The sequence below is a fragment of the Frankia sp. Allo2 genome (assembly GCF_000733325.1).
Lineage (GTDB): Bacteria > Actinomycetota > Actinomycetes > Frankiales > Frankiaceae > Frankia > Frankia casuarinae.
Genome location: NZ_JPHT01000009.1, coordinates 14,550 through 27,312, shown reverse-complemented (window position 1 = coordinate 27,312; position 12,763 = coordinate 14,550). Strand labels below are relative to the sequence as shown.

At 71.2% G+C, this 12,763-nt stretch carries 10 protein-coding genes, 1 tRNA gene and 1 pseudogene; 7 read left to right on the top strand and 5 right to left on the bottom strand.

Annotation, left to right across the window (positions count from 1 at the left end; genetic code table 11):
- Window positions 1-14: 14 nt before the first annotated feature.
- Entirely contained in the window at window positions 15-251 is a 237-nt protein-coding gene (locus tag ALLO2_RS26290; RefSeq protein WP_023840118.1) for a hypothetical protein, read from the bottom strand.
- A gap of 61 nt (window positions 252-312) precedes the next feature.
- On the opposite strand from ALLO2_RS26290, the gene ALLO2_RS08725 reads away from it, so the two are divergent.
- The 3 genes and pseudogenes from ALLO2_RS08725 (at window position 313) to ALLO2_RS08710 (ending at window position 2,913) form a co-directional block, all read left to right on the top strand.
- Entirely contained in the window at window positions 313-786 is a 474-nt protein-coding gene (locus tag ALLO2_RS08725; RefSeq protein WP_011434739.1) for a hypothetical protein, read from the top strand.
- 31 nt (window positions 787-817) lie between these two features.
- Window positions 818-1,051, top strand: a pseudogene (locus ALLO2_RS27050) (radical SAM protein); the annotation flags it as partial.
- An 824-nt stretch (window positions 1,052-1,875) separates the two neighbouring features.
- Window positions 1,876-2,913, top strand: coding sequence for a hypothetical protein (locus ALLO2_RS08710; RefSeq protein ID WP_035731072.1), 1,038 nt, complete (start codon window positions 1,876-1,878; stop codon window positions 2,911-2,913).
- A 37-nt stretch (window positions 2,914-2,950) separates the two neighbouring features.
- Here the strand turns inward: ALLO2_RS08710 and ALLO2_RS08705 are convergent, their stop codons facing one another.
- Window positions 2,951-5,959, bottom strand: coding sequence for a TIR domain-containing protein (locus tag ALLO2_RS08705; protein WP_232234977.1), 3,009 nt, complete (start codon window positions 5,957-5,959; stop codon window positions 2,951-2,953).
- A gap of 631 nt (window positions 5,960-6,590) precedes the next feature.
- Here ALLO2_RS08705 and ALLO2_RS08700 point away from each other — a divergent pair.
- Together ALLO2_RS08700 and ALLO2_RS08695 are read left to right on the top strand one after the other, a co-directional pair.
- Window positions 6,591-6,926: a DUF4326 domain-containing protein gene (locus ALLO2_RS08700; protein ID WP_023840114.1), complete on the top strand. Its 336-nt coding sequence runs from the start codon at window positions 6,591-6,593 to the stop codon at window positions 6,924-6,926.
- Between the two features lie 534 nt (window positions 6,927-7,460).
- Window positions 7,461-8,846, top strand: a complete 1,386-nt coding sequence (locus tag ALLO2_RS08695) for a pyridoxal-dependent decarboxylase (protein WP_011434745.1) — start codon at window positions 7,461-7,463, stop codon at window positions 8,844-8,846.
- A gap of 127 nt (window positions 8,847-8,973) precedes the next feature.
- Here the strand turns inward: ALLO2_RS08695 and ALLO2_RS08690 are convergent.
- The 3 genes from ALLO2_RS08690 to ALLO2_RS08680 all read right to left on the bottom strand — a co-directional run bounded on the left by ALLO2_RS08690 (window position 8,974) and on the right by ALLO2_RS08680 (window position 10,243).
- Window positions 8,974-9,060 (bottom strand) — tRNA-Ser (locus ALLO2_RS08690).
- A gap of 118 nt (window positions 9,061-9,178) precedes the next feature.
- Window positions 9,179-9,709: a tRNA adenosine(34) deaminase TadA gene (gene tadA / locus ALLO2_RS08685; protein WP_084588380.1), complete on the bottom strand. Its 531-nt coding sequence runs from the start codon at window positions 9,707-9,709 to the stop codon at window positions 9,179-9,181.
- A 42-nt stretch (window positions 9,710-9,751) separates the two neighbouring features.
- Window positions 9,752-10,243 (bottom strand): tRNA adenosine deaminase-associated protein, encoded by a 492-nt coding sequence (locus tag ALLO2_RS08680; RefSeq protein ID WP_011434747.1) that lies wholly within the window; start codon window positions 10,241-10,243, stop codon window positions 9,752-9,754.
- 420 nt (window positions 10,244-10,663) lie between these two features.
- Here ALLO2_RS08680 and ALLO2_RS08675 point away from each other — a divergent pair, with 420 nt between their 5' ends.
- Window positions 10,664-11,914, top strand: coding sequence for a MurT ligase domain-containing protein (locus ALLO2_RS08675; RefSeq protein WP_011434748.1), 1,251 nt, complete (start codon window positions 10,664-10,666; stop codon window positions 11,912-11,914).
- Between the two features lie 98 nt (window positions 11,915-12,012).
- Window positions 12,013-12,756 (top strand): type 1 glutamine amidotransferase, encoded by a 744-nt coding sequence (locus ALLO2_RS08670; protein ID WP_011434749.1) that lies wholly within the window; start codon window positions 12,013-12,015, stop codon window positions 12,754-12,756.
- Window positions 12,757-12,763 lie beyond the last annotated feature (7 nt).

Below are 12,763 nucleotides of genomic sequence, written 5' to 3'. Positions count from 1 at the left end.
GCGCGCGATGCGGATCATTCCGGAAGTAGGCGAACGAGCTGTCCGACCGCGGCGACGCAGTCGGACAGGAGCCGGTCGCCGGCTTCCTGGGCGTGCTGACCGGCAAGATCGAGATAGGTGTCGGAATCCTCCTGCGCGCCGAGGTCGTTGGCGGTCAACGCGAGATAGATCGCGTACTGGCCGGCGCGGAGGTCCAACGTGGTCCGGGTCTTCCCTCGCACCCGGCGATCGAGCATCTGCTCGACGGCCATCCACTCCCGTTCGGCTTCGGCGGCGAGCTCGGCCGGCGGGGTGACGATGTAGGCGCGGGCGATGCGGTTGATGTTCGCCTCGATCTCCCGCAGCGTCGGGGGGCGATGGCGGCGGCGGCCGCGATCCGTCCGGAGATCTGGGCGGCAACGGCAGCGGCTCCGAGCAGGCCGACTGTTCGGCCAGGACGTCGAGCACCGCGAGGCCCTGAACCTCAGCGACGAGCAGGTGAAGATCCTCACCGAGGAGTGCACCCGCTACCAGGGCACCGCCGACACCAACGTCCGCCAGATGGCGCGGACCGTCGCGCTCGTCCACCACCTCCTGTACGGCGGCACGCTGCCCGCGACCGAGCAGATGGAGGAGATCGACCGCCAGCTCGTCCAGTGGGCGGCGCTCGCGCTCGAACTCGCCCGCGCCCAGGTCGCCGGCACCTACCACGGGATGAAGGCCCTCACCCCCGACCAGCTCACGCAGCGCGCCGCCCTCCACCAGGGCGGCGAGCTCCATCCCCCGCGAGCCCTCACCGCCCACTGATCCCCNCCGCATCCNCCCGCAAGGAGAACAAGTGACCNCCNCCCTTGCCCCACCGCCGATCGACCGGCTGTCGCTGGAGCTCACCGGCCGCTGCCAGCTTTCCTGTTCCCACTGCTACGCCGACTCGGGCCCGGCCGGCGGGCACGGGCCGATGACCGCGGCCGACTGGGCGGAGGTCATCGACGCTGCCGCCGAGCTCGGGGTCCGCCTGGTGTCGATGATCGGCGGTGAGCCGACGTTGCACCCGGCGCTGCCCGAGTTTGTCGGCCGGGCGCTCGACACCGGCATGACGGTGGAGATCTTCACCAATCTGGTCCGGATCCCGGATGGCCTCTGGCCGACACTGACGCGGCCTGGGGTACGGATGTCCACCAGCTACTACACCGCGGGGCGGCGCCGTCGAGGTGCACCGGGGGCGGATGTGGCGGGGCATGGCGGNGCAGCGCCNGNTCCTGCTCNACGCGNCCCNCGGCCGNTATGTGCTCTACCTCGACGACGATGTGCTCTGCGAGCCGGCCCTCGTGGACCGGCTGCTCGCCGCCATCCGCATCCTGCGCTGCGGCTTCGTCGGCACCCCACCGCAGGGGCTGAGCCACGTCACGGACGTGCGGCCGCACGAGCAGAAACCCTTCGAGACCGTTACCGACGCCGCGGACGTCCGGCCGGAGCGGGTGCGCAAGGGCACTCCCGGCTGGGAACGCTGGCGGTTGCACAACGCGGCGANCCTCNCCCACATCNCCGCCGACCTCGCCCGTCGCGGCCGGCTGCCGGCGGGCGGCTGCCACGACCGCACTGAGGCTCCGCCGGTGCAAAAGTCACGGCTAGTGACCTGCGCCGGGTCGACCGGTGCCGCCGTGGGACGCCGTGGGCCGTGGCCCGCAGGCCGCGGGAGACCACGTTGTGCTGGGTGTTTCCGCTTCCGGCGGGCGGCCGCCCCGGCTAGCGTCCAGCGAGTGTGCAGTCGGACCGGCAGACGGGGCATGATCATGGAAGACGGGGCGTGACCATGGACGATGACCCGTTTCTCGACTGCCCACGGACGGATCATGGTCATGGGAGGCGGGCGACATCCCGAAGCGCAGGTGCGGCATGGGCGACGAGTCCGATCGACGGCGGTTCCTCCGGCTGGCGGCGGGGGCATCCCTGCCACCCGGGCTGTTCATGGTCCGGAGCGGGCGAGTGATCCCGAGAGTGATCGCGTCCGAGGACGTCCTGAACCACATCGACGTCCGCATCGAGCAGATCACCGGGGCGTACGAGCGGACTCCGATCGGCGCGACGAGCGTGTACCTACGCCGGCATCTGCCGGCCGTCCGCTCCCTGCTCGCCGAGGGCGGGCACCCGACCGCCGTCGACGCCCGCCTGCACCGCGCCGCCGGCCGCCTGGCCGCCCTGTGGGCCACCACCCGCCACGACCTCGGTGATATCCCCGGGGCGACGGCCGCGTTCGCCGAGGCGTTCGGCCACGCCGAGGAGGCGCGGGACCGGACACTTCAGTGCTGGGTTCGGCTGTGGCAGAGCTCCCTGGCCCGCAAGTCCGGCCGCCTGACCTCCGCCCTCGCGCTGGCCCGCGCCGCCACGTCCCACGTCGGTGCGGGCTCGCCGGCCGCCAGCCGCGCCGCGGCGATAGAGGCCCGTACCCTGGGCGCGCTCGGTGAACGGGCGGGCGTGCACGAAGCGATCAATCGTGCCTGGCGCATCCAGGGGACGCTGAGTCGCGCGCAGTCGGGTAACCCCGNGTTCTCGATCGACACCCTGCACATGCTGACGCTCGCCGAACTGTCCGCGGCAGCGTACGTCGAACTCGGCCAGCCGGACGCGGCATCGGTCTATACCGACGCCTCGGTGCACCATCTCGATGTCGCCGGGGCGACCGGCCTGCGGTCGATGGCGAGGATCGCCGCGGCTACAGCGGCCCTGTACCGCCACCACGTCGACGAGGCTGAAGCGCTCGTCACCGAGGCACTGGACATCTCCGAGCACCGGCCGAACGCCGTGATGGTCACGCGGACCCACCGGTTCCTCGCGGACGCCCGGCGGATCGCCGGGCGGCGCCAGGGCACGAACAACATCGCCGAACGCCTCGACACCTGGACGTTGCCGTCGTTGCCGTCGTTGCCGAGGTAGCCGTCGTTGCCGAGGTAGCCGCCGGTGCCGCCGGCGGTCACCCCGCGCAGGTGTCCTGGTAGGGCAGGCCGGGAATGTGGAAGCTCCACGCCGACCGGTCGAGCCCGCCCTGGGCCTCGTGGCAGGCGTACTCGACGACGCCGTTGCGGCGGAACGCGTCGACCGCGGCGAGCCGCCACAGCCGGACGGTGCCATCGTTGCCGCCGGAGGCCAGCGTCCCGCCGTCCGGGGAAAACGCCAGCGACAGGACGGAGCGGGTGTGCCCGGTCAGCGGCTGCCCGATCTGCCGCGGCGGGGTGACGCTGGTATCCCAGAGCCATACCCTCCGGCCAGATCCGACCGCGGCCAGGACCTGCCCGTGCGGGGAGAAGGCCACGGCCCGGACCGGTCCGGGGTCGGCGAGAAGGATGCTGGGCGGCCGGGGCCGATCCGGGGCGGTGACATCCGCCAGCATGATTGATCCGTCCTGGCCGGTGGCTCTGAGGCGCCCGTCCGGGGAGAACGCATCCCACGGCGTGGGGAGGGCCGCGGCGGCGTTCACACGCCCCCGCAATTGTGGCCGGTCTGGGTCGGTGACGTCCCACCGCAGCACCGTCCCGTCGACGCCGGTCGCGTCGAGGTTCCGGCTGTCCGGCGAGAACGTCACCGACGTGATCCCGCTGTGCTGGCCGGTGAGGGGCGGGTCGATCCGACGATGTTGACCCTCCGTCACATCCCACAGCACGACCGTTGCGTTCGCGCCGCCGACGGCCAGGATGCGTCCATCCGGGGAAAACGCCACCGAGGTGACGGGATCGCCGCGGCTGGCGAGTGGGTTCGGGTCCTCGGCGAGGGTTTGCAGCAGGTTCGCCCGGCTGTCGGCGCCCCTGTCGGCCTTACCGCCGGCCTCACCACTGGCGGCCTCACCACTGGCGGCCTTACCGCCGGCCGCACCACCGGTACCGGGGTCGATGTCCTCGGCGGCGATGGCGAGTCGTAACGCGCGCACCTGGTCCGTCGCCCGCGCGGCGTCGGCGTCGGCGAGCAGGGTGTGAGTGATCAGGGCGTGCCGCGCCCGTTCGGTGGTGCGCTGCGCCCGTTCCGCGGTGCGCTGCGCCTGCCGGGCGGTGAGGGACTGCCAGGTGGCGACCGCGGCCCCGACGACGGTGAAGACGAGGAGCACGGAAAGGACAGCGATGACCTGCTGGCGGCGTTGACGTTCGTGACGTTCCCGGCGGCGGGCCGCCTCGACGCGCGTACGTTCCTGGCGACGGGCTTCCTCGATCCGCTGGTCGCACGCGTCAATGAACCTCCGCCCGGCCGGTTTGAGATGGACCACCGGCTCCTCACCGGCGCGGAAACGCTCATAGGACTGCCACAGCGTCGTGATGGCGGTGGTCAGCCGGTCCTCGTCCCAGAGCGGGCCGTCGTTGTGCTCCCACTCGGCGGCGGCACGCTCGACCTTGCCCTCACTGAGCAGGGCGGCTTCCCGTTCCCGGATGACGGCATCCAGTGGCTTCCAGGCGGTCAGCAACGCCTCGTGGACGACCCCGACGGCGGTCCCCAGGCTGTCGCTGGGGGTGGACAGCAGCCATTGGTTCACGAAGACCTGGAAGGTTCTCCGCAACGCGTCGGACGGCAGGTCCTTGAGGTCGATGCGTCGGCGGGTCCGCCGACCGGCCTCGTCGAGCGTGGCGAGCTCGGCCATGCCGACCAGGATCTCCTCCCGGCCCAGCCCGCTCGTCTCCACGGCGTCGTCGAGGACGGCGTCGGCGCGGCGGGCCAGCGCCCCCCGCACGCCACCCAGCTCGTGGTACCGGTCCATCGACAGGGTGCCGCCGCGGGTCTGGTCCTTGGCCAGCTCATGGAGCGTGAACGCCAGCAGCGGCAGCGCCTCGCCGTCCTCGGTGTCCGCGACCATCCTGGCGACCAGCTCCGGCTCCACGTGCAGGCCGGCTACCCGGGCCGGCTCGGTGATGACGACCGGCAGCATGTCCCGGGCCAGCGGGCGGAGGGGGAAGACGTGCAGGTTGACCCCGCCCTGTTCGGGGGGGCCGCTCAGTTCGGGCAGGGCGAAGACCTGGTCCTGGAACTCGGAGCGAAGCGCCATGACCACCCGCACGGGACCGGTGACCCCATGCCGCAACAGGGTCGCCAACCGGGCCCGTTCCTCTTCGTCCGATCGGGTGAACAGCTCCTCNCCCTGATCGATGATCAGTAGCAGCAGGCTGTCCCGCACCGGGCCGGAGCCGGCCGTCAGAAGTTCCTCGGCCAGCCCCATCAGGGCCAGGTCGTCCTCCCTGAGCTGCCGGTCGATGTCGGTGACCGCCCACTGCTGGCCGACACGCCTCGCAGCCTGGGTCAGGGTGTGGGCGAGCTTGCGGACCGGGTCCCGGCCCGGCCAGAAGGGGTCGGCCACCTCCCAGCCGGGCTCGCCCGCCAGCTGGGCCGGCAGGCCGGCGGTGACCAGCGACGACTTGCCGCATCCGGAGGCGCCGACCACCAGTAGCAGACGCTGTTCACCGAGGGAGCGTAGCCGGTGGGTGAGTCGCCGCAGCTCGTTGCCGCGCCCGTAGAACACCTTGGCCATGTCCCGGGTGAACGGCCGCAGACCCGGGAACGGGGACCGGTCGTCCGCCCAGCCCAGCCCGCCGCCGGCCTCGACGCGCCGCAGCCCAATGTTCAGGTTGTCGGCCCACCCCGGATTCTCGTGCAGGTGAACGTGCTGCCGGTCCTCCAGAAGCGGGGAGGTGACCGTCGGCTCCACGCGCAGCGGCAGCAGCAGGCTGCCGACCTCGTAGGCGATTCCCAGTTCGTAGGCGCACCACGGGGAGGCGTTGTAGGCGTTGGTGATGACACAGACCACGGCGTCGGCGGCTCGCAGCTCGCGGTGCAACCGATCCTTCCACATGTCGCCGGGCTGGACGCCCACCCGGATGTTTTGAGCGAGGAACACCCGGTGGCCAAGAAGGGTCAGCGTCTGATGCACTCTGTCGGCCAGCTCCGCGTCGGAGCCCGCATGGCTGACGAAGACTCGTGCCACCATCGCCCCCAGGACTCGCCGCATTTGCCGCGCACATTCTCGCGGACATTCTATGCGCCGCTTGTCCTACCTCCGGCAGGCGGCATGGATACTCGTCGGCGCCCGGTCGCAACCGGTCCCGTCGGCGCCCTGGAACGATCCCGCCGCATCGCCGCGAGATATCACCAGAAGGGCCGGGACGGCAACCTCGTCGCGTCGAAAAAATGTACTTTACCCGTTATCAAATTTCCGGTGTACGGAAAGTAAAGGGGGAATGGCTGGATGGTTGTGGCTGCCCCCTTTTGCNCTGTTCCCGTGCCTCCGGCACGTTTCTTACTGCAACGATCACACGATTAACGATCGTACGGTTATTGTGTGGTTATTGCACAGAGATTGCTTGTTTATTGGGGTGGCGTTGAATCGGGTCCGCCGAACGTGGACCGTCCACTGGTTCCCGGGCCCGATGTGGCTCCTCTGGTACGTGGATCGGCGGTGAGGNGGCCTGATCGGCACGGACAGCCGGCCCGGTCCGCGCCGATCGGTTGCGAACCCCNTGCGGGGGGNTGGTGGNGTCCGTACCATCCACGCACGCCATTCTCACCGACGATCTGGATCTCACCGACGATCCGGGCGAGTTGGGCGGCGCCAGGGATGTCGTCGAGCTGGGAGGCCTCCGATGATGACCGTCGCACAGTCCCATGTCCGGCTCTCCCGCGCCGCCGGGTGGCGCAGGCCCGACGACGTGGTCGTGGTCGCCCGGCCGACCCGATGGGGCAATCCCTTCGACCAGCGCGAGTGGGGGCGGTCCGCGGCGGTAGAGCTGTACGCGGCGTGGATGACCGGCAGTGGGCCGGATGTCCGGTACGACCGGTCCGGTCGCCGCTACTCGCGGTCGGAGCGGCTCGCCGAGTTGCCCGACCTGGCTGGTAAGCGGTTGGCCTGCTGGTGCCCGCCGGGCGAGCCCTGCCATGCCGACATCCTCGCAGCCCTTGTCGCCGAACGGGTGCGATGAGGGCGACTGTGAAAGCACCGTCCAAACGCCGGGCCGCGTGAAGATTGCCCCGCGATACGACACGTGTCNATCGTGCTGTCGTAGGACGCGTCGGCTTGTCCGGCGGTCCGGTCGCACGCCTGGGACCACTTCATGGCATGCTCGGTTTCGATGGCATGAGGATGTGTCAGCCGTTCGTCCCCCGGGACGGCGGGTCTGGGCACCTTCCGCGGCGTCCATGGGGTATATGGATGGACGCCCGGGCATGTCGTCCCGTAGGCCGGGTCCTCATCGTGGAGGTTTGTTGTGAAGCGTGTCGGAGCGATTGTTCTGTTGGTTGCCCTGGTTGGTGGCGGGTTCCTCTTCCGTCGTCAGCGCGGCAAGCAGGACGCGTAGCCTCGCGTCGTCCCTCGGGTCGCGGGAGATCACCCGACCCGGGCGACTTGTGACGGTCTGCGACGAGCCGGTGTGAACTCGGGGTTGACCCGGAAACGCCGGTGTTGCGGCGGGGNGNGNTGCCCNATGTCCGGGCATGGCCGACCCNAGACTCCGCCTGTGCATCGGTTTGACGCGCAGGCTGCCGACCTCGTCCGCGCGATATGTGACTTTGCCCGCGTCCGGCTCGGATTCGATCCGGTACCGCTGGACGCGCCATTGTCATGGGACGAGTTGGCGGCGGCGGTGGGATCCACGATCACCGCCGAGGGCATCGGTGGCCGTCGCGCTCTCGAGGTGTTCGACGAGGAGCTGTCCCGCGCCTGCATCTCGACGGATCATCCCCGCAATCTCGCCTTCATCCCGGCCGCCCCGACTAAGGCGGCTGTATTGTTCGATCTGGTGGTCGGGGCGTCGTCCATCTACGCGGGCAGCTGGATGGAGGGCGCGGGCGCGGTCTTCGCGGAGAACGAGGCGCTGCGATGGCTGTCGGACCTCGCGGGCTTCCCCGCCTGCGCCGGTGGGCTGTTCGTACCGGGGGGCACCGTCGGCAACCTGTCGGCGCTGGCCGCCGCCCGGCATGCCGCCCGGAGCCGGTTGACCGCCGCCGGTCGGCCGACTCCACCGCGATGGCGGTTCGTCTGTGGGGCCGAAGCGCACTCCTCCCTCTACCAGGCCGCCACGGTGCTCGACACCGAGGTCGTCGTCGTGCCGACGGATGACGCCGGACGACTGACCGGTCCGCTGTTGGCCGAGGCGCTGGACCGGCTCGCCGAGCAGGACGGCGCCCAGGCCGTCGACGGCGTGTTCGCGGTGGTGGCGACCGCAGGGACCACCCAGTTCGGCACCGTCGATGACATCCGCGGGGTGGTGGACGTCTGTCAGGCCCGCGGGCTGTGGGTACATGTGGACGGCGCCTACGGGCTGGCCGCGCTCGCCGCCGCATCGACCCACTCTCTCTTCGACGGGATCGCCGAGACCGACTCGTTCATCGTCGATCCGCACAAGTGGCTGTTCGCGCCGTTCGATGCCTGCGCGCTGGTGTATCGCGATCCGGCGGTGGCCCGGGCGGCGCACGGCCCGCAGCGGGCCGGCTACCTCGAGGTCCTGGATTCGGCGGGGGCCTGGAACCCGTCGGACTACGCCATCGGGCTGTCCCGGCGGGCCCGCGGGCTGCCGTTCTGGTTCTCGCTGGCGACGCATGGCACCTTGGCCTACGGCCGGGCCATCGAGTCCACGCTGGCGACCGCCCGGGCGGCCGCGCTCCAGATCGCCGCGCTGCCTTACGTCGAGCTGGTGCGGGAACCGCAGCTGTCGATCGTGGTGTTCCGTCGGCTGGGTTGGCAGGCCGCGGACTACCAGCGGTGGAGCGAGAACCTGCTGCGGGACGGTTTCGCGTTTGTTCCGCCCACCGTGCACGAGGGCGAGACCGTCGCCCGGTTCGCCATCGTCAACCCGCGGACCACCGTTGACGACATCGGCGCGATCCTCGCCACGATGGCCTGATCCTCGCCGCGATGGGCTCCCTCNCCCCGCCGTCCGGTCTCCCCGCCGGCCCGGTGCCCGGGCTTGATCCTCCGGGACCGCTGTGCGGGCCCGGCCAGCACGCGAAGAGCGAGACGTGCCGCTAGGGCGGTGGAGGTGGGATTTGAACCCACGGAGGGGTTGCCCCCTCACACGCTTTCGAGGCGTGCGCCCTCGGCCACTAGGCGACTCCACCGCGGACTAGCCTACCGGACGTCGCGAGAGTCCGGTTCGCCGGGGTGTGTAGGGGTCCGACGGCGCCGAGGCTGCGGCCCGTCGCCCCGAACCGGGCGAGCGTGGCGGCGGTGTGCCGGCTAGCGCCCCGCCGGGCGCCGGCGCGCGGCGAAGAACTCCGCCAGGAGGGCGCCACACTCGTCGGCGCGGATCCCGGCGACCACTTCGGGTCGATGATTGAGCCGCCGGTCCCGCACCACGTCCCAGAGCGAGCCGACCGCCCCGGCCTTCTCGTCAACCGCGCCGTAGACGAGGCGGTCCACCCGGGCGAGCACGAGGGCCCCCGCGCACATGGTGCAGGGCTCCAGCGTGACCACGAGGGTGGCTCCCGGTAGCCGCCAGGAACCCGTCCGGCGCGCGGCCGCCCGCAGGGCGATCATCTCGGCGTGGGCGGNGGGATCGGCGCCGCGTTCCCGCTCGTTGTGCCCGAGCCCGAGCACCGTGCCGTCCTCGGTCACCACCAGGGCACCCACCGGGACGTCGGCGTGGTCCGGGGCCAGGCGGGCCTCGCGCAGGGCGAGCCCCATCGCCTCGTGGAAGCGGTCCGGTCCGGGCGGACCGCTCAGCCGGGCGGGAGCGCCCGCCCGGGGGTACTCGTCGGGATCGGTCATCCCGGATCAGCGGGCCGGCGGCGCGGGACCGAAGCGGTGGGCTCAGCCACGTGCGTCATCGAGGATCTCCCCCGCCCCGGCCCGTTCGCTGAGCGCGCTGATCACATCGCCTGGCAGCATCCCCTCCTCGCCGATCAGTTCCAACAACGCCTCCGCGGGGGTGCCCAGATCGCCGAGTAGATCGAGATCGCCCACGGGGGCGGCATGGGTGACGGCGGACGCGTCATCCTCGTCGTCCGGGGTGGTCAGCCCCGCCATCGAGGGCAGCGCGTCGGCGAACAGGCGTTCGGCGAGGTCGGAGGTCACCAGGACCCGGCGATCGGAGAGGAAGACCTGCGGATCCGGGTCGTCGGGACACACCCGGACCACCGCGAGGTACTCGTCGTCCTCCTCGAGGAAGGCGACGACGGGGCCATCACCCAGATCCCGCATCATGTCGGTGAGGGCGTCGAGGTCGTCGACGTCGGCCGGGTCGAGATCGTGCACCGACCAGTGGCCGTGTACCCGCGCGATCGCGATTGCCTTCGTGGTCACTGTGCGCCCTCACGTCCCTTCTGCAACCGCGCGGCGGACCCGGGCCGGCCGTGCCGGTCCGGGATGCCCGCCCGGCGCGGCCCCCGGTGGCCAAACCGGCGCACCCGCGCCGACCAGCCGTGTTCCGCCTGTGATTCTCACCTGTGGGGGCGGCCGTGGGTATTCCGGTTCACCCTGTCAGGTGAGTTCTACCGCGATGCCGCGTCGATTCCGCGACGGTGGTCCGGTCGACACCTTCCCCAACGGACTATGGGTAACGCCAGCTCACGTGAGGTAATGTCCGGGCTGGAACAAACCCCCGTCCGGGGGCGCTACCGNGTGGTACCGGGCCGATGACCGGGGACTGGACCGGGATCTATCGGAACAGAAGACGGGGCGGGCTTCGCCGCCCGGTGCCGTCGTGGCACTGTAGAAACCGCGATGACGACATCAATCCCCCGCCGGTTCACCGCCAGGACCCAGGCCGCGCTCGCCGTTGAACGCCTGGCGGCCGAGGCGTCACGCCGGCTCGGCCGTGGTTCCGGCGAGATGATCGGTGGCAAGCTCGCGCTGCGGGTATCCCCGGCGGCGCTCGCCGAGGTCGGCTCCCACCGGATGACCGCCTGCGTGTCGGGCACCAACGGCAAGACCACCACCACGAGGCTGCTTGCCCGGGCCCTGGGCACCCTGGGGCCGGTCAAGTCGAACAGCGGCGGGGCGAACATGGCGCCCGGGGTGCTGGCCGCGCTGTCCCGGCCGCCGTTTGACGCGGCGGCGGCTCTCGAGGTGGACGAGATCTGGCTGCCGAAGGTGGCCAGGGAGATCTCGCCGCGGGTGGTCCTGCTGCTGAACATCAGCCGTGACCAGCTCGACCGGTCCAACGAGACGCGGCGCATCGCCGCCATGTGGCGCGAGCTCGGCTCGGAGCTGCGCGACACGACGGTGGTCGCGAACGTCGATGATCCCCTGGTGGCCTGGGCGGCGGCGGGCTGGCACCGGCAGGTCTGGGTGTCGGCGGGGCAGAACTGGACGGCGGACGCGATGGTCTGCCCGCAGTGCGCCCGGCTGCTACACCGCAACAGCAGCGGCTGGTGGTCCGAGTGCGGGCTGGCCAGGCCCGAGCCGATCGTAGCGGTCACCGGCTCCCGGGAACTACTCTGGTACGGCCGCACCATCGAGGCCCGGCTCGATCTGCCCGGACGGGTGAACCTCGGCAACGCGGCGATGGCCGCCGCCGCGGCCCGGGAGTTCGGCGTCGAGATCGAGGATGCGCTTGCGGCCATGACCGGCCTGGGCGATGTGCAGGGTCGCTATCAGGAGGTGGCGCTCGGCGAGGAGGGCCATCGAGGCCGGCTGCTGCTGGCGAAGAACCCCGCTGGCTGGGTGGAGATGATGGAGCTGTTGGCGGACGCGCCGCCGCGGCCTGTCGTCATCGACTTCAACTCCCAGACCGCTGACGGGCGGGATCCGTCCTGGATCTGGGACGTGCCGTTCGAACGGCTCGCCGGCCGGCAGGTGCTGGTCACCGGGGAGCGCAAGGAGGACATGAGCGTGCGGCTGGCCTATGCGGAGGTGCCGCACAGCGTGTATGCCAGTGCGCGGGACGCGGCCCTGGCCGCCAACGAGAAGGTGGTCGACGTCGTCGCCAACTACACGGCGTTCCGCGATCTGCTGGTGAGGTCCACGCAGTGAGGTTGTGCACGTGGCTAGGTTGTGCACGTGGCTAGGTTGTGCACGCGGCGAGGTTGTGCACGCAGTGAGGTTGTGCGCGAGATGAGGGGATCCACGCGATGACGGGCGGCTCTGCGACCAGGATCGCGCTGATCTACCCCGAGCTGCTTGGTACCTACGGCGACGGCGGTAACGCGATCGTGCTGTCCCAGCGCCTGCGCTGGCGTGGTTTGCCGGTCGAGGTGGTGAACGTTCCCGCGGGGTCGGCGGTGCCCGAGAGCTGTGATATCTACCTGCTCGGCGGCGGCGAGGACGCACCGCAGGTCCTCGCCGCGGACGGCATCCGGCAGAACCGGGCGATCCGGCGAGCGGTGAGCTCGGGAGCGGCGGTGCTCGCCGTGTGCGCCGGCTACCAGGTGATCGGCGCGACCTTCCCATCCGGTGGGGAGATCCACGAGGGGCTGAATCTCGTCGACGTGGAGACCCGTCGCTCCTTCGGCCCGTCGGACGCGCCGCCGGCGCGTGCGGTCGGGGACATCGTGGTGGAACCGGACGCACGGCTCGGCCTGCCCACCCTGTACGGGTATGAGAATCACGCCGGGCGGACGAGGCGGTTGCCCGGCGCGAGCGGCATCCCGCTCGGTACGGTCCGGCTCGGGATCGGTGACGGTGACGGCGGAACGGACGGCATCGTGGATGGCCGGGTCATCGGCACCTACCTGCACGGGCCGGTGCTCGCGCAGAATCCCGCCCTCGCCGATCTCCTGCTGAGCTGGGTCCATGGTCCGCTGCCGCCGTTGGACGCGCCCCGCGAGGTGGAGGTGCTGCGCCAGGCCCGGCGCCGCGCGTTGGCCGTCACCTGACGCGTCC

Bases quoted from the DNA above. Each gene is read 5' to 3' on its own strand.
- ALLO2_RS26290 (WP_023840118.1), bottom strand. From the start codon at position 251: ATGGCCGTCGAGCAGATGCTCGATCGCCGGGTGCGAGGGAAGACCCGG.
- ALLO2_RS08725 (WP_011434739.1), top strand. From the start codon at position 313: ATGCGGTTGATGTTCGCCTCGATCTCCCGCAGCGTCGGGGGGCGATGG.
- ALLO2_RS08700 (WP_023840114.1), top strand. From the start codon at position 6,591: ATGATGACCGTCGCACAGTCCCATGTCCGGCTCTCCCGCGCCGCCGGG.
- ALLO2_RS08675 (WP_011434748.1), top strand. From the start codon at position 10,664: ATGACGACATCAATCCCCCGCCGGTTCACCGCCAGGACCCAGGCCGCG.
- ALLO2_RS08670 (WP_011434749.1), top strand. From the start codon at position 12,013: ATGACGGGCGGCTCTGCGACCAGGATCGCGCTGATCTACCCCGAGCTG.